The following is a 15,555-nucleotide window of genomic DNA, read 5'->3' on the forward strand; positions in this document are numbered from 1 at the left end:
GCGGGGCATTCAAGCCGGCACGGCCGGCAGCGCATGGCTGGCAGATAATCTCCGCCATGGCTGCAGTTTTCGACAAACCCTCTTTTTTCCAGCGTGCCGCCCCGATGTTTCAGGGGTTTGACGGCTTGCTGGCTTTTGCTGTTTTTCTGCTGGCCGGTGCGGGCCTGCTGATCATGTATTCCTCCGGTTATGACCATGGCAGCCGGTTTATGGACCATGGCCGCAACATGTTGATTGCCGGTTTCATCATGTTTGTTGTGGCGCAGATTCCGCCGCAGCGCCTGATGGCTTTTGCCGTGCCCATGTATGTGGTGGGCGTGGCCTTGCTGGTGGCGGTGGCGATTTTCGGCATCACCAAAAAGGGCGCAAAACGCTGGATCAACCTGGGCATCGTCATCCAGCCCAGCGAAATTTTGAAGATTGCGATGCCGCTGATGCTGGCCTGGTGGTTCCAGAAACGCGAGGGCCAGTTGCGGCCGCTGGACTTTCTGATGGCGGGTTTGCTGCTTTTCGTGCCGGTGGGCCTGATCATGAAACAGCCCGACCTGGGTACTTCGCTGCTGGTGCTGGCGGCCGGGATGGCGGTGATTTTCTTCGCCGGCCTGAGCTGGAAGCTGATTGTTCCGCCGGTGTTGCTGGGGCTGGTGGGTATTTTGCTGGTGGTCTCGTTCGAGCCGCAACTGTGCGCCGATGGTATGCGCTGGCCAGTGTTGCACGATTACCAGCAGCAGCGCATTTGCACGCTGCTGGACCCGAGCCGGGACCCGCTGGGCAAGGGTTTTCACATTATCCAAGGCATGATCGCGATCGGCTCGGGCGGCATGTTCGGCAAAGGTTTTATGCAGGGCACACAAACCCATCTGGAATTTATTCCGGAGCGGACCACCGACTTTATTTTTGCCGCCTATTCCGAAGAGTTCGGCTTGATCGGCAACCTGGCGCTGATCGCCGGTTTTATTTTCCTGATCTTCCGGGGCCTGGCCATCGCACTGGACGCGCCCACGCTGTTCTCGCGCCTGCTGGCCGGGGCGGTCACCATGATCTTTTTTACCTATGCCTTCGTCAACATGGGCATGGTCAGCGGCATCTTGCCTGTGGTCGGTGTGCCTTTGCCCTTCATCAGCTACGGCGGCACCGCCATGGTGACCTTGGGGCTGGCAGTCGGGATCTTGATGTCGATCTCTAAAGCCAAAAGACTGGTGCAGTCCTGAGCCCCTGGTAGGGGCTTGATTTGGGGGTGGCTGGCCGTTTCGCGCGGCAGAAGCCTTGCCGGGAGGGGGTTGGGTCAGACTGCCTACAATGACCGCATGACCTCACTCAAATCTTCGCCGTCTTCTGCCCGCAAGCCAGCTTTCGCTTCTGTGTCCACCCGCCCGCGTGTTGATGCCACGTCAGAGCGTCTGGCGATTGCGCAAAAGCTGCTGCTCGCACCTTTCGGGCTGACCGAGGCGCATTTGAGTCGGGCACTGGGTGAAATCACCTCGCATGGCGTTGATGACGCCGACCTGTATTTCCAGTACACCCGCAGCGAAGGCTGGAGCCTGGAAGAGGGCATTGTCAAAACCGGCTCCTTCAGCATCGATCAGGGCGTGGGCGTGCGTGCCGTCAGTGGTGAAAAAACCGCGTTTGCCTATTCCGACGATATCTCTGAAGCCTCGCTGCTGGACGCGGCACGCACTGTACGCAGCATCTCGGCTGCCACGCGTGTGGGCCGGGCCAAGGTAGGCGCCCGAAAAGTGGCGCCCAGCCGTTCGCTGTACCAGGAGCTGGACCCGATTGCGACCCTGGACAGCACCGCCAAGGTCAAGCTGCTCGAAAAAGTGGAAAAATTGGCCAAGGCCAAAGACCCGCTCATCGTGCAGGTGATGGCCGGGCTGGCCAGCGAATACGACGTGGTGATGGTGGCGCGCGCCGATGGCACGCTGGCGGCCGACGTGCGCCCGCTGGTGCGCCTTTCCGTGACCGTGATTGCCGAGAAAAAAGTGGCCGGCGTGAGCCGCCGCGAAATGGGTTCGGGCGGCGGCGGTGGCCGCTTTGGCCTGGCTTATTTTGACGACGCGCAAATCAATCAATACGTCAACGAGGCGGTGGCCGCCGCCTTGTCCAACCTGGAAGCGCGTCCGGCACCGGCCGGCGAAATGACCGTGGTGCTTGGCCCCGGCTGGCCCGGTATCCTGCTGCACGAAGCGATTGGCCACGGCCTGGAAGGCGACTTCAACCGCAAGGGCTCCAGCGCGTTTGCGGGCCGCATCGGCGAACGTGTGGCGGCCAAGGGCGTCACGGTGCTGGACGATGGCACGATCGCCGATCGCCGCGGTTCGCTCAACGTTGATGACGAAGGCCATGCCAGCCAGCGCAATGTGCTGATCGAAGACGGCATCCTCAAGGGTTACATCCAGGACTCGATGAATGCGCGTCTCTCGGGTGTCAAGCCCACGGGCAACGGCCGGCGCGAAAGTTATGCCCATGTGCCCATGCCGCGCATGACCAACACCTACATGCTGGGTGGCGACAAACAGCCCGAAGAAATTGTCGCCAGCATCAAAAAAGGCCTGTATGCGACCAACTTCGGTGGTGGCCAGGTCGACATCACCTCGGGCAAGTTTGTGTTTTCCGCGAGCGAGGCTTTCTGGGTCGAAAACGGCAAAATTCTCTACCCCGTCAAGGGCGCGACGATTGTGGGCAACGGTCCCGATGCGCTGACCCGCGTCACCATGATTGCCAACGACATGCAACTGGACAGTGGCGTCGGCACCTGCGGCAAGGAAGGCCAGAGCGTGCCTGTGGGTGTCGGTCAGCCGACCCTGCGTATTGACGGCCTGACCGTGGGCGGCACCGCCTGATCCTGCCGGCCATGCCAAGCATGCAGCCAGCGCGGCTGCCGATTGATCCGTCGACCCAGCTTCCCCGCATCGAGAGTTTTGGCGAGCTCAGCCACTTTCTTCGCTCGGCCATGGCCGACGAAGAGTCGCTGCAACTGGCCGATGGCATGGGCGGCTTGGCCGTGGGCATTGAATCGGTGTTGTCCCGCCTCAAGCAGCAGCCCGACCCCGATCCGGCCCCACTGGCTGGGCCGCTGATGGACTTGATGAGCACCTTGCGTACGCACCGCACGCTGGTGATTGCCTTGTCACCGGCCTGGCGCGGTTTGTATGAATACGCCTCCTACCTGGCCGCGCTGAACAACTTCCGGGTGCTGATTGGCCAATGGCTGCTGGCCGCCAATCTGCAGGCCAGTCCCGGCCCCGCCGACCCGCAGGGCGTCGGTTTTGACGATTTCGAGCTGGTGGCTTGGCGCACGCTGGGTGAAGGCATGTTGCTGATCGGCATGTACGAGCAGTTGTGTGGCCAGGATGCCTTAGATTCTGCATCGGCTGCGCTCAATGCCTCACGGCTGGAGCGTGCCAGGAGCTGGTGGGACCGCTTGCGCGGTTAACCCCCAAACTTCATCCAGTCTTATCGAGTAGCGGTGTTGGCGCTTCGGCCTGTCACCGCCAGCGTGCGCTGGAACAGTTGATCGACAGAGATGATGCACACCATCAGGAAGGTGACGATGGTGACCAGGGTGGGCAGGCCAAACGAACTCATGTAGCCGAAGCCTTGCGGGATGGCACCCCGGTTAGGTGTGGTGCAGACAAACTCCGCGGCCGCCATGCCGGTGTAATGCATGGCGCAAACTGCCACGCCCATCACCAGCGCCGCCAGCACCCGTCCGGCCAGGCTGGGCGTGTTGAAGGCCAGCCACAAAGCCGCCGTGGCCGCCAGCACGGCAATCAGCGTCGACAGGCCGACCAAGCCGATGTCCCACTCGATGTAGCCACCGAATTTCATGCCGTACATGCCCAGGTAATGCATAAACACCACGCCCAGGCCCAGCAGCAGGCCAGCGCCCAGCAGTCTGGCCAGGCGCTCCGGCGCCTTGGCCACAAAACCCAGGGCCAGCGAGGAGGCCAGGATGGCGGCGCCCAGCGAGATCGCCGTCTCGAGCAGGGAATAACTGCTGGCCAGGTCCAAGTCCAAGGCCAACATGCCGATGAAGTGCATGGCCCAGACCCCGATGCCGCCCAGGGCCACACCGGCGGTCACGGTGTTGATGAGGCTGAGGCTGCCGTCCGCCTTCCGGATCCGGGTCGCCGCCGTCAGCGCGACAAAAGAGCCGATGATGGAAATCAAAAAGGAGATCGCAACATAGGCGGGCTGGTAACTGGTTAAAACACTGCTGGTCATCTGCGGTCATTGAATGGGAAAGGGTTGGGAATGTAACGTTTTGTATATAAACAGTGCACGCGTCGGGTTATTCGGAGGAGGTCAACGCGATCTGTGCCGACTGGAATCGGCCCTCCGGGGGAACCTTGCTCAGGCGGTGAGGGCGCAGCATTTTGGAGGATGCCCGCGTGAGGGCGAAAGAGAACGGGTGGTGGGCAAGCGCCACGCCTGTGCTACATTGCAGTTCATGACATCCGCGAAATCTTATTTTGCTTACTTTTGGTTCTCAAGCGCCTCCGGCGGTAGAGAGATCTTGGCGTAAGCAAAAAATACGCAACAGAATCTTAAAAACCGCCGGCTACCCGGCGGTTTTTTTTTGTCCCTTGTGATCCCGATTTGATGTGTTGAATGTTTTAAAAGGAAGCCAGTCATGAATGCAAAAGCCACCTCACCCAGCGATGCCTGGTATGCGAGTCCAGTCGATAAAACCAGCCAGACCGACGACGAACGCATCAAGGACATCACTGTGTTGCCCCCGCCCGAGCATTTAATCCGCTTCTTCCCGATCAGCGGCACCGCCGTTGAATCGTTGATCACGCAAACCCGCAAATCCATTCACCAGATCATGGCCGGCAAGGACGACCGCCTGCTGCTGGTGATCGGCCCCTGTTCCATCCACGACCCGATGGCTGCGCTGGAATACGCGCGCCGACTGGCCGAGCAGCGCAAAAAATACGCCGGCACGCTGGAAATTGTGATGCGTGTGTATTTTGAAAAACCGCGCACCACGGTGGGCTGGAAAGGGCTGATCAACGACCCCTACCTGGACGAAACCTACCGCATCGACGAAGGCCTGCGGATTGCGCGCCAGTTGTTGATCGATATCAATCGCCTGGGCCTGCCGGCCGGTAGCGAGTTCCTCGACGTGATTTCACCGCAATACATTGGCGACCTGATTTCCTGGGGCGCGATTGGGGCGCGTACCACCGAAAGCCAGGTGCACCGCGAGTTGGCGTCCGGCCTGTCGGCGCCGATTGGTTTCAAAAACGGCACCGACGGCAACATCCGTATTGCCACCGATGCGATCCAGGCAGCCGCCCGCGGCCACCACTTTTTGTCGGTGCACAAAAACGGCCAGGTGGCGATTGTGCAAACCAACGGCAACAAGGACTGCCACGTGATCCTGCGTGGTGGCAAGACGCCTAACTACGATGCCGCCAGTGTGAGCGCGGCCTGCAAGGAACTGGCAGCCTCCAAGCTGCCGGCCACCTTGATGGTCGACTGCAGCCACGCCAACAGCTCCAAGCAGCATGAAAAGCAGCGCGATGTGGCGCGCGACATTGCCGGTCAGGTGGCGGGTGGGTCACACCAGGTGTTCGGCCTGATGGTCGAAAGTCATTTGAAACCCGGGGCGCAGAAATTCACGCCCGGCAAGGACGACGCCAAGGCGCTGGAGTACGGCCAAAGCATCACCGATGCCTGCCTGAGCTGGGACGATTCACTGGAGGTGCTGGAGGTGTTGTCCGAAGCCGTCAAGGCCAGGCGCGCTGCCAAGTAAACCTTCCCGCCTATTTAGGGGGGTGTTTTTCTAGTTCTTAAGTGCTACATTGACTGCTTGTTGTTACGTTTTCCTGGGCTGGGCGCCTGCCCGGCACAGGGATCAGCCCATCAAACAGTCGGTGAAAACACGATGTCTTTTGAGCAACCTGTTCTCTGGTTGGGAATGGCCGGGTTCAGCCCGGAGCAGCACGCGCAGCTGACCTCGCTGCTCGGCCGACTTTCCAAGGGCTGGCCGGCCTGGCAGATGGGCGCGTTTGCAGAGGCTGATGCCTGGCTGGTCAGCGGCGAGAAAAGCCGCTTGCTCGGTGCCGACACCCTGAAAATCCTCGCGGGCCTGCCGACAGAGCGGGCGCTGCAGCTCAACCTCGCGGAAGTGGACAGACCGATCGCCTTCTCGCAGCCCATGACCGCCGGCGATCTGGACCCGGCCCACACCTTTGACCCGAGCTCCGGCGTCAGCCTGCGCAAAGTCTTGCAGCAGTTCGAAAACTGGCTGCGACCCCTGCGCTCCCAATTTGTGCTCGGTGGGCAATTGGTCGAGCGTGAAAGCGAGTTGCTGCCGGGGATCTACCATGTCAGCCACAAGGGCAACTTGCTGGCGGTGATGGATTTTCACGCCTGGCGCATTGGTATTTCGCCCCAGGCCGATCCGGTGGAGTTTGAGCTGGCGCGCTGGGACAAGCGACCCTCAGGCGCACACGACATTCCCGGGCATTTTCTGCACAGCAGCCTGACGCAGCTGCGCTGGATTTACGTCCAGCGCACCGAGCGCGACGTCTTGCCACCGCGTTATCGCAGCCGGCCGATTTATTTTCGCCATGCGCCCGGCGTGCCGCTGCGTTGGCTCCGGGACTCGCAACTGGTGCTGCTGCGCGAGTTGTCGGTCGAGGCCGGTGATTTCGACGACATGCTGCAGCGCACCGGGCTGGCGCCCGTCCAACTGGCGCGGGATTTGGCCACGCTGTATTTCGCCGGTTCCGTGACCACCACGGCGGAGAAAGCCGGCAACACGGGATTTGCGGGCCTGGAGGAAAACCTGAGCGGAAAAATCGTGGGCACGGCGGCCGAGGCTGCACCCATGGACTCGGCGGCGGTCCTGGCCCCTCGGCGGCCTTCCGCGCGGCGGTCGGATTTGACGGCGCCGGTGCAGCTCGGGCTTAAATAGAGAGTCGGGTTGGCGCCGGTTGCCAGCGCTGGCGGCTGGGTTCATGATGGCGTTTGGTTTTCTCTTCTCCCTTTTGATGCCGAGGTCACCATGCGCAGCGAAGTCACCGTGACGTTTCAAAACCATCCGCCGCTGCGGATGGATCTCAACGAGGTGCAACCCATGCCGCATGATGTGGCAAGAAGCTGGCTGGACCAGCAGTTCACCCAGATGGGCTGCGAGCCGCTGCGACCCACCGGCAAGTTGCTGACGGCCGACAAGGTGCTGGTGGTGGCGCAGGCTGCCGGCCCGCAACATTTTGCCGAGGCCGACTGGGCCCAGGCTTTTGCGCGGGCCGCCAGCGCGGCGCTGGCCAAACCCGTGGTGCACATTGATGTGCCGGCCATGAGTATCAGCTACTAGTTGGCTTATTTCTTAAATAAAAAAGGCCTCTGGCCCAATCAGAACGGGCGCAAGCAGCTATTGAATCAATAGCGGTTTATCGTGCTTGCAGGGCATCCAGCAATTTGCTGTGAATACCGCCAAAGCCGCCGTTACTCATGCATAACAAATGGTCGCCCGGTTGAGCGGCGGCCTTAACTTGCGCCAGCAACTGCTCAATGTTGTCCGCCACTTGGGCGCGTTCGCCCATGGGCGCCAGCGCGGCGCGGGCGTCCCAGTCCAGTCCGCCGGCATGGCAAAAAGCCAGATCGGCTTGCGCCAAGCTCCAGGGCAGTTGTGCCGTCATGCTGCCTAACTTCATGGTGTTGCTGCGCGGCTCGAAGATGGCCAGGATGCGCTGCGCGCTGCCCCGGCTGTCGAGCTGGCGGCGCAAACCGTCAATCGTGGTGCGGATCGCCGTCGGGTGGTGGGCAAAGTCGTCATACACGGTGATGGCGCCGCCGGCGCGCTGCACTACGCCGCGGATTTCCATGCGGCGCTTGACGTTCTGGAACTCAGCCAAGGCCCGAGCCGCGTCTTGCGGCGCCACCCCCACATGTTCTGCCGCGGCGATGGCGGCCAGCGCATTGAGCTGGTTGTGCACGCCGCTGATCGCCCACTCGACGCGGCCGACGGTTTGGCCATCTTTCAGCACGTCAAAGGCGCTGGGCTCGCCGCGCGCCGAAAAGCCTTGTGGCGTGCTGCGGCCAAAGCCTACGCGCTCACTCCAGCAGCCTTGATCCAGCACCCGGGCCAGGCTGTCTTCCTCGGTATTGACCACAATCCGGCCGGTACTGGGCACGGTGCGCACCAGGTGGTGGAACTGCCGTTCGATCGCGGCCAGGTCGTCGAAGATGTCCGCGTGGTCAAACTCCAGGTTGTTCAGGATGGCGGTGCGTGGCCGGTAATGCACAAACTTGCTGCGTTTGTCGAAAAACGCCGTGTCGTATTCGTCGGCTTCGATCACAAAGGTGTTGCCTGCGCCCAGCCGGGCCGACACGCCGAAATTGAGCGGCACACCTCCGACCAGGAAACCCGGCTGCAGGCCGGCGTGTTCCAGAATCCAGGCCAACATGGAGGTGGTGGTGGTTTTGCCGTGGGTGCCGGCCACCGCCAGCACATGGCGCGGCCCGGTGGCGTGATGGGTCGGGTGGTGCAACACATGTGCGGCCAGCCATTGCGGCCCGCTGGTGTAGGGCAGGCCGGCGTTGAGGATGGCCTCCATCAGCGGGTATTTGGCTTTGCCGCTGCTGTCGTGGGCGCGGGACACCACATTGCCGACCACAAACACATCCGGCTCGAAAGCCAGCTGTTCGGCGCCGTAACCTTCCACCAGCTCAATGCCCAGCGCACGCAACTGATCGCTCATGGGCGGGTAGACGCCGGTGTCGCAGCCGGTGACGGTATGCTCGGCCTCACGCGCCAGCGCGGCCAGGCCGCCCATGAAGGTGCCGCAAATTCCCAGAATATGTATGTGCATGTCGGTATTCTAGGAGGCTGGCTGGCCCTGGCCCACATCTGCGGCTTGGGCCATGAGTTATTGGTAAAATAGGCCTCCCGCCCTTATCCATAATGCGCAGATAGCTATGAATTAGATAGCGAAACAGTGCCGTGGCATCTGCTTGCAACTTTATCGGTGCTGCAGGGGTCCATCCCTGCAGAATCATCCAGCCGCCTTTCAGCCGCTTCTTACCGAGAACATGCCGTGAATCCCCAAACCCTGAAGCAGGAAATCGCCGCCACGGCCGCCGCCCTGATCGTCGAGGAGGGGCTGGAGTACGGTCCGGCCAAACGCCGCGCCGTCAAACAAATGGCGCTGCCCAGCCGCAGCGAATTGCCTGGCAACGACGAGCTGGAAGACGCCGTGCGTGAGTACATCGCCCTTTTTTGCGCCGACACCCAGCCGACGGAACTGGCCGCGCTGCGTGAACTGGCCCTGGTCTGGATGCAACGCATGGCGGCGTTTCGTCCCTACCTAGGCGGCGCGGTCTGGCATGGCACGGCCACACGCCTGTCCGACATCTATATCCAGCTTTTTTGCGACGACCCAAAATCCGCAGAAATAGCCCTGATCGACCACAACGTGGACTATGAGCCACGCACCGTGACCGGCTTCACCGGCGACCAGGTCGAGGCGCTGAGCCTGAGCAGCCACTGCCAGGGCTTGCAGGAAATGGTCGGTGTGCATTTGATGGTCTACGACCACGACCACCTGCGCGGCGCGCTGAGGCCCGATGCGAAAGGGCGTAAACCCCGTGGGGACCTGGCCGACGTGCAAAAATTACTGATATCCCAGACGGAGTCCTCCTCTTGAAACGTAGACAACTGATGTATGCCGGTGCGGCCGCCGTCGCCGGCCTGGCCGGCGCGGGCGTGGCCTGGCGCAAGTTCGAACCCCATGGTGATCCTGCGCTTGCGCAGGATGTGTTCTGGCGGCAGAGTTTTGACACGCCCACGGGCCAAGCGCTGCCCATGGCCAGCTTTGCCGGCAAACCTTTGCTCGTCAATTTTTGGGCCACCTGGTGCCCGCCTTGTGTCGAAGAGCTGCCGCTGATTGACCGCTTCCACCAAGACAATCAATCCAGAAACTGGCAGGTTCTGGGACTGGCGGTGGATCAGCCGAGTGCGGTGCGCACCTGGCTGCAACGCAAGCCGCTGAGTTTTCCTGTGGCCATGGCCGGCCTGGGCGGTACCGAGCTCAGCAAGGCCATGGGCAATGCGGCCGGTGGCCTGCCTTTTACGGTCGTGTTTGGTGGGACTGGCCAGGTCTTGCATCGCAAAATCGGGCAGGTGTCGGCGAGCGATCTGGCCCAATGGGCACAACTGGTTTAGCCCCGGTTTGCGAGGCGGAGAAGGCGCCAATTTGCGGTAAAGTCCAGTCTTGCAAAGCTGGCTGCAGGCAGGAAATACTTTTTTGACCCGCTGAGAGCGTTTCTAAATTCTTTCAATTTGGTGGATATTTGGCGCTGTTGAGTGCAGATCGTGGCACATGGTTACAAAAATGTGGAAACGGTCCGAGTGGGTGGATCTGACAATTTTCACCCGGTGTCTTTTTCAGGAGCTGTCCGACCAGCGGCAGATTGCGGCGCGGGAGCCCGCTGCGAATAAGGTAGACTTCGCCCTTTCCCGTTCGGCTCAATAGCCTGACTTCATAAGATTAACTGTTTTTAAGCACAGAACGGTGTACAAGGAGGGGGTTGGGTGCAGATTGCTGCCGAACCGCCCACTTGATGGTTTGCCCATGCAAGCCCAAAGTACCCGCCCTGTGTACTTACCGTCGTTGGAGCATATATGGATTTAAGAAAACTCAAGACCCTGATTGACCTCGTCTCAGAGTCCAACGTGTCTGAACTGGAGATCACCGAGGCCGAAGGCAAAGTGCGTATCGTCAAGTCGGGCGGCGCCCCCATGGTGATGCAGCAACCGGTCATGACCATGGCCGCCGCGCCTGTCGCCGTCGCCAGTGCCGCGCCCGTCGCCGTTGAGCCGGCCGCTCCTGCAGGCCATGCCGTCAAGTCGCCCATGGTCGGCACGTTTTACCGTTCGGCCAGCCCGGGCGCCAAGCCTTTCGTCGAAGTCGGCAGCCAGGTCAAGGAAGGCGAGACCATCTGCATCATCGAGGCCATGAAAATCCTCAACGAGATCGAGGCCGACAAATCCGGCACCATCACCCGTATTCTTTGCGAGAACGGCCAGGCGGTGGAATACGGACAGCCGCTCTTCATGATCGAGTGATTGACGCATGTTCAAAAAGATACTGATCGCCAACCGCGGCGAAATCGCACTCCGGATCCAGCGCGCCTGCCGCGAACTCGGCGTCAAGGCCGTGATGGTTTATTCGGAAGCCGACCGCGAGGCCAAATACATCAAGCTGGCCGATGAGTCGGTCTGCATCGGCCCGGCACCGTCGGCGTTGAGTTACCTGAACATGCCCGCCATCATTTCGGCGGCCGAGGTGACGGACGCCGAGGCGATTCACCCGGGTTACGGCTTTTTGAGCGAAAACGCCGACTTTGCCGAGCGTGTTGAAAAAAGCGGCTTCAAGTTCATCGGCCCCTCGCCAGATTCGATTCGTATCATGGGCGACAAGGTGTCGGCCAAACAAACCATGATCAAGGCCGGCGTGCCTTGTGTTCCTGGCTCCGAAGGTGCTTTGCCGGACGATGCTGCGGTCATCAAACGCACGGCCAAACAAGTTGGTTACCCGGTCATCATCAAGGCGGCCGGCGGCGGCGGCGGCCGTGGCATGCGGGTGGTTCACACCGAGGCTGCCTTGCTGCACGCGGTGCAGACCACCAAGGCCGAAGCGGGGGCTGCTTTTGGCAACCCCGAGGTCTACATGGAAAAATTCCTGCAGAACCCGCGCCACATTGAAATCCAGATTCTGGCCGATCAGCATAAAAATGCGGTCTGGCTGGGCGAGCGCGACTGCTCCATGCAGCGCCGCCACCAGAAAGTCATTGAAGAGGCACCGGCGCCCGGCATTCCACGCAAGCTGATCGAGCGTATCGGCGAGCGTTGTGTGGCGGCGGTCAAGAAGATCGGTTACCGCGGCGCCGGTACTTTCGAGTTCCTGTACGAAAACGGCGAGTTCTATTTCATCGAGATGAACACCCGCGTCCAGGTCGAACACCCGGTGACCGAATGGGTGACCGGCGTGGACATTGTCAAGACGCAGATCCAGGTGGCGGCCGGCGAAAAGCTGCCTTTCACCCAGCGCCAGATTGAAATCAAGGGCCATTCGATCGAATGCCGCATCAACGCGGAAGACGCCTACAAGTTCACCCCCTCGCCGGGGCGCATCACCACCTGGCACACACCGGGCGGCCCGGGCGTGCGTGTGGACTCGCATATCTACGCCAACTACTTTGTGCCGCCCAATTACGACTCGATGATTGGCAAGATCATTGTGCACGGCGACACGCGCGAGCAGGCCCTGGCCCGCATGCGCACCGCGCTGGCGGAAACCGTGGTCGAAGGCATCAACACCAACATTCCGCTGCACCGCGAACTGATGGTGGACGCCAAGTTCATGGACGGCGGCACCAATATTCACTACCTTGAAGAGTGGTTGTCCAAACGTGACCGCTAAGTTGAACTCTGCAGCAATGGAAGATCGCATGGCCGTGCACCGCGCAGGGCCGCCCCAAGCAAGCACAGCCCCCTTGGGGGGCAGAGAGCTACACGAAGTGAGCGAACGTGGGGGCAAAAGAACGCTATGAGCCTGTTTGAACTTGTTTTGCTGGCCCCTGTCGCCAGTATTGAAATGCTCAGCGACGCGCTGGATGCACTGGACGCGCTGAGTGTGTCGGTGGAAGACGCCGATGCCCAGACCCCGGCCGAGCAGGCACTGTTTGGCGAGCCCGGTATGCCGCCGCCCAAAGCTGGCTGGGAGCGTTCGCGCGTGGTCTCGCTGTTCAGCAGCGAAGCCCTGGCGCGTGATGCCGCTACCGTGCTGGCCGCGCAGGACTTTTTTGCCGGCTGCCAGGTTGTTGCCATTCAATCGGTACCCGAGCAGGACTGGGTGCGACTCACACAATCGCAGTTCACGCCGGTGGAGATCACGCCCGAGTTCTGGATTGTGCCGACCTGGCACGAACCGCCGGCGCAAGCCACAAAGGTGATCCGGCTGGACCCGGGTCTGGCGTTTGGGACCGGCACCCATCCGACCACACGCATGTGCCTGCGCTGGATTGCAAAAAATGGCGCGGCCAGGCCTTTGGAACGTGTGCTGGACTACGGCTGCGGTTCTGGCATTCTGGCCATTGGTGCGGCCAAGTTTGGCGCGTCGGCCATCGATGCGGTGGATATCGACGAAGCGGCGGTCCAGTCCACCCTGGCCAATGCCGAAGCCAACCATGTGGCGCTGAACGCCGGCCTGCCCGACAAGGTCGATGGCCTGTACCAGACGGTGTTGGCCAATATTCTGGCAACGCCTTTGAAAGTGCTCGCACCTTTGCTGTGCGCGCGGGTCGCCCCGGGCGGCTCGCTGGTGCTGGCCGGTATTCTGGAGCGGCAGGCCGATGAGTTGAAGGCCGCGTATGCGCCTTATGCCCAGTTGCAGGTGTCTGACCAGGAAGATGGCTGGATACTGATGACGGCGCGGCTCTGATCCGGCCGATGCGCCGCCCTTTGTCAGACTGAAGGGCCGGCGCATCACCGCCTTACAATACGGCGCTACATGAGCCTGATTACGCGCTGTCCTGCTTGCGGCACGATGTTCAAAGTCGTGGCCGACCAACTCAAAATCTCACAGGGTTGGGTGCGTTGCGGGCAGTGCTCCGAGGTGTTTGACGCCGCGGCCCATCTGCAGGCGCATGATGCGCAAAATTTTCCCCTCCCTGTCAGTGGCGCTGCAGCGGCAGAAGTCGTTGATACGGACGAACTTGTCTCTCCGGCCAGTCTGTTTGTCGCGCCGGAGGCGGCCGATGCAGATGAGCTGCCGCCGCAGGCGCACACGGACTTGCTCTCCGTACCCGAAGTCCAGGTGTCCATGCCCCCCGATCTGGCGGCCGAGGTGTTTGCCTCATCGGTGAGTCCTGACGCCTTTGCTTTTTCAGAACCGGCACCGCCAGCGTTGTCAAAAGACAAGCAGGGCTTTGGCGAGTCCGAAGCGCCAGTACACGAAGCCAGCGAGGACGTGTCTTTTGTGCGTGACGCCAGGCGCCATGCGTTTTGGCGCCGGCCGGCCATGCGCTGGGCCTTGGGCTTGGCGGCACTGATGTTGTTGGCGCTGTTGCTGCTGCAGGTCGCGCTGTTTCAGCGGAATACGCTGGCTGCGTCGCAGCCCTGGTTGAACCCGGGCCTGCAGACCTTGTGCACCTACCTGGGTTGTGAAGTCAAACCGCCGCAACACATCGAATCCATCGCGATCGACAGCTCGTCTTTTAACAAGGTGAGCGCGGACACTTACCAGCTCAAGGTGGTGATCAAAAACACCGGCGCCGTGGCCATGGCCGTGCCCTCGCTGGAGCTGACCCTGACCGATACCCAGGACCAAGCCTTGCTGCGGCGCGTGTTGACACCCGGCGAGTTGGGCGCCACGGCGGCTACGCTGGCGGCCGGTACCGATTTTTCGTGCGTGCTGACCCTGGCCATTGCCAACCCTGTTCCCGCCCCCGCTGCCAGCGCCTCCGCGCCGAAAGCTTCCGCTCCCTGGCGGATCGCTGGTTACCGGGTCCTTGCTTTTTATCCCTGATTGAATTGAAACCTCCATGCCTGCTGTAATTTGTGGTTCCCTGGCCTTTGACACCATCATGAGTTTTGAGGGCCGTTTTTCCGAGCAAATCCTGCCCGACCAGTTGCACATTCTCAATGTATCTTTTCTGGTACCAGCCTTGCGCCGCGAATTTGGCGGCTGTGCCGGCAACATTGCCTACAGTCTGAAACAACTGGGCGGCATACCTTTGCCGATGGCGACCGTCGGCAGCGACGGGGCCGAGTATGTGGCGCGTATGAACACCTTGGGCATCAGCACCGAGTTTGTCCGTGAAGTGGCTGACAGCTACACCGCCCAGGCCATGATCATGACGGACCGCGACAACAACCAGATCACGGCGTTTCACCCGGGCGCCATGATGCAGGCGCACACCACGACCATCCAGGCGCGTGCGGACATCAAGATCGGCATCATCTCACCGGACGGACGCGACGCCATGTTGCAGCACGCCGAGCAGTTCAAGGCAGCCGGGATTCCTTTTGTGTTCGATCCCGGTCAGGGTTTGCCGATGTTTGACGGCAAGGACCTGACACATTTTGTGGAACTGGCGACCTGGGTCACGGTCAACGACTACGAAGCCAAACTGCTGTGCGACCGGACCGGCCTGTCTTGCGCCGAAATTTCCAAAAGCGTGCAAGGCCTGGTCGTGACCCTGGGCGCCGAAGGTTGTGAAGTCTGGGTGGCGGGCGAGAAAACGCTGGTGGCGCCTGTCGCGGCCAAAGAGGTGTTGGACCCCACGGGTTGTGGTGACGCTTTCCGCGGCGCCTTGTTGTTCGGTCTGGAAAAAGGCTGGCCACTGGCCCGCTGCGCCGAACTCGGCAACCGCGTGGGCGCCCACAAGATCGCTCACCGTGGCGGCCAAAATTACACACTGACTGCGGATCAAATCGGCCTCTAGCCCCTGATGGACGGGCGAAAGCAGCTACTGATTCGATAGCGAATCGCGGCTGCTGGTGGCTGTCAAGCGGTGGCTGTGACAACGTGC

The 15,555-nt window shown here is 61.3% G+C and carries 15 protein-coding genes; 13 read left to right on the plus strand and 2 right to left on the minus strand.

All coding sequences use genetic code 11. The features are described from left to right. The first annotated feature begins 56 nt into the window (after positions 1-56). The 3 genes from rodA to R6254_RS21180 all read left to right on the plus strand — a co-directional run bounded on the left by rodA (position 57) and on the right by R6254_RS21180 (position 3,436). Positions 57-1,211, plus strand: a complete 1,155-nt coding sequence (gene rodA / locus R6254_RS21170) for a rod shape-determining protein RodA (RefSeq protein WP_318409664.1) — start codon at positions 57-59, stop codon at positions 1,209-1,211. Positions 1,212-1,307: 96 nt separating this feature from the next. Then, complete coding sequence (gene tldD / locus R6254_RS21175) at positions 1,308-2,843, plus strand: metalloprotease TldD (protein ID WP_318409665.1); 1,536 nt, start codon at positions 1,308-1,310, stop codon at positions 2,841-2,843. A gap of 11 nt (positions 2,844-2,854) precedes the next feature. Then, on the plus strand, positions 2,855-3,436 hold the full coding sequence (locus tag R6254_RS21180) for a hypothetical protein (RefSeq protein WP_318409666.1): 582 nt from the start codon (positions 2,855-2,857) through the stop codon (positions 3,434-3,436). Between the two features lie 20 nt (positions 3,437-3,456). Here R6254_RS21180 and R6254_RS21185 read toward each other — a convergent pair whose 3' ends face one another. After that, positions 3,457-4,227 (minus strand): MHYT domain-containing protein, encoded by a 771-nt coding sequence (locus R6254_RS21185; RefSeq protein WP_318409667.1) that lies wholly within the window; start codon positions 4,225-4,227, stop codon positions 3,457-3,459. A 409-nt stretch (positions 4,228-4,636) separates the two neighbouring features. Between R6254_RS21185 and R6254_RS21190 the strand changes: the two genes are divergently transcribed. The 3 genes from R6254_RS21190 to R6254_RS21200 all read left to right on the plus strand — a co-directional run bounded on the left by R6254_RS21190 (position 4,637) and on the right by R6254_RS21200 (position 7,333). Next, positions 4,637-5,764, plus strand: a complete 1,128-nt coding sequence (locus tag R6254_RS21190) for a 3-deoxy-7-phosphoheptulonate synthase (protein WP_318409668.1) — start codon at positions 4,637-4,639, stop codon at positions 5,762-5,764. 132 nt (positions 5,765-5,896) lie between these two features. After that, on the plus strand, positions 5,897-6,931 hold the full coding sequence (locus R6254_RS21195; protein ID WP_318409669.1) for a hypothetical protein: 1,035 nt from the start codon (positions 5,897-5,899) through the stop codon (positions 6,929-6,931). Between the two features lie 90 nt (positions 6,932-7,021). Further along, the gene (locus R6254_RS21200; RefSeq protein WP_318409670.1) at positions 7,022-7,333 is read left to right on the plus strand and encodes a hypothetical protein; all 312 of its coding nucleotides are present in this window, start codon (positions 7,022-7,024) and stop codon (positions 7,331-7,333) included. Between the two features lie 76 nt (positions 7,334-7,409). Here R6254_RS21200 and mpl read toward each other — a convergent pair whose 3' ends face one another. Beyond that, a complete protein-coding gene (gene mpl, locus R6254_RS21205) occupies positions 7,410-8,831 on the minus strand; it encodes a UDP-N-acetylmuramate:L-alanyl-gamma-D-glutamyl-meso-diaminopimelate ligase (protein WP_318409671.1) in 1,422 nt (473 codons plus the stop codon). A gap of 225 nt (positions 8,832-9,056) precedes the next feature. On the opposite strand from mpl, the gene R6254_RS21210 reads away from it, so the two are divergent. The 7 genes from R6254_RS21210 to R6254_RS21240 all read left to right on the plus strand — a co-directional run bounded on the left by R6254_RS21210 (position 9,057) and on the right by R6254_RS21240 (position 15,468). Further along, complete coding sequence (locus R6254_RS21210) at positions 9,057-9,665, plus strand: hypothetical protein (protein ID WP_318409672.1); 609 nt, start codon at positions 9,057-9,059, stop codon at positions 9,663-9,665. Next, positions 9,662-10,183, plus strand: a complete 522-nt coding sequence (locus tag R6254_RS21215; protein WP_318409673.1) for a TlpA family protein disulfide reductase — start codon at positions 9,662-9,664, stop codon at positions 10,181-10,183. The genes R6254_RS21210 and R6254_RS21215 overlap by 4 nt, the downstream gene beginning before the upstream one ends. Before the next feature lie 459 nt (positions 10,184-10,642). Next, positions 10,643-11,086, plus strand: coding sequence for an acetyl-CoA carboxylase biotin carboxyl carrier protein (gene accB, locus R6254_RS21220; RefSeq protein ID WP_318409674.1), 444 nt, complete (start codon positions 10,643-10,645; stop codon positions 11,084-11,086). A 7-nt stretch (positions 11,087-11,093) separates the two neighbouring features. Further along, positions 11,094-12,443: an acetyl-CoA carboxylase biotin carboxylase subunit gene (accC, locus tag R6254_RS21225; protein WP_318409675.1), complete on the plus strand. Its 1,350-nt coding sequence runs from the start codon at positions 11,094-11,096 to the stop codon at positions 12,441-12,443. Positions 12,444-12,575: 132 nt separating this feature from the next. After that, on the plus strand, positions 12,576-13,463 hold the full coding sequence (gene prmA / locus R6254_RS21230) for a 50S ribosomal protein L11 methyltransferase (RefSeq protein ID WP_318409690.1): 888 nt from the start codon (positions 12,576-12,578) through the stop codon (positions 13,461-13,463). Between the two features lie 69 nt (positions 13,464-13,532). Next, positions 13,533-14,549, plus strand: a complete 1,017-nt coding sequence (locus tag R6254_RS21235; RefSeq protein WP_318409676.1) for a DUF3426 domain-containing protein — start codon at positions 13,533-13,535, stop codon at positions 14,547-14,549. 16 nt (positions 14,550-14,565) lie between these two features. Then, on the plus strand, positions 14,566-15,468 hold the full coding sequence (locus tag R6254_RS21240) for a carbohydrate kinase family protein (protein WP_318409677.1): 903 nt from the start codon (positions 14,566-14,568) through the stop codon (positions 15,466-15,468). Positions 15,469-15,555: the final 87 nt, after the last annotated feature.

Origin of the sequence: Polaromonas potterensis (genome assembly GCF_033446725.1) — a bacterium.
Lineage (GTDB): Bacteria > Pseudomonadota > Gammaproteobacteria > Burkholderiales > Burkholderiaceae_C > Polaromonas.

Excerpts from the sequence above, each read along its gene's own strand:
- R6254_RS21190 (WP_318409668.1), top strand. The coding sequence starts at position 4,637 with ATGAATGCAAAAGCCACCTCACCCAGCGATGCCTGGTATGCGAGTCCA.
- R6254_RS21200 (WP_318409670.1), top strand. The coding sequence starts at position 7,022 with ATGCGCAGCGAAGTCACCGTGACGTTTCAAAACCATCCGCCGCTGCGG.
- R6254_RS21195 (WP_318409669.1), top strand. The coding sequence starts at position 5,897 with ATGTCTTTTGAGCAACCTGTTCTCTGGTTGGGAATGGCCGGGTTCAGC.
- R6254_RS21240 (WP_318409677.1), top strand. The coding sequence starts at position 14,566 with ATGCCTGCTGTAATTTGTGGTTCCCTGGCCTTTGACACCATCATGAGT.
- tldD (WP_318409665.1), top strand. The coding sequence starts at position 1,308 with ATGACCTCACTCAAATCTTCGCCGTCTTCTGCCCGCAAGCCAGCTTTC.
- accC (WP_318409675.1), top strand. The coding sequence starts at position 11,094 with ATGTTCAAAAAGATACTGATCGCCAACCGCGGCGAAATCGCACTCCGG.
- R6254_RS21180 (WP_318409666.1), top strand. The coding sequence starts at position 2,855 with ATGCCAAGCATGCAGCCAGCGCGGCTGCCGATTGATCCGTCGACCCAG.
- accB (WP_318409674.1), top strand. The coding sequence starts at position 10,643 with ATGGATTTAAGAAAACTCAAGACCCTGATTGACCTCGTCTCAGAGTCC.
- R6254_RS21235 (WP_318409676.1), top strand. The coding sequence starts at position 13,533 with ATGAGCCTGATTACGCGCTGTCCTGCTTGCGGCACGATGTTCAAAGTC.
- mpl (WP_318409671.1), bottom strand. The coding sequence starts at position 8,831 with ATGCACATACATATTCTGGGAATTTGCGGCACCTTCATGGGCGGCCTG.
- rodA (WP_318409664.1), top strand. The coding sequence starts at position 57 with ATGGCTGCAGTTTTCGACAAACCCTCTTTTTTCCAGCGTGCCGCCCCG.
- R6254_RS21185 (WP_318409667.1), bottom strand. The coding sequence starts at position 4,227 with ATGACCAGCAGTGTTTTAACCAGTTACCAGCCCGCCTATGTTGCGATC.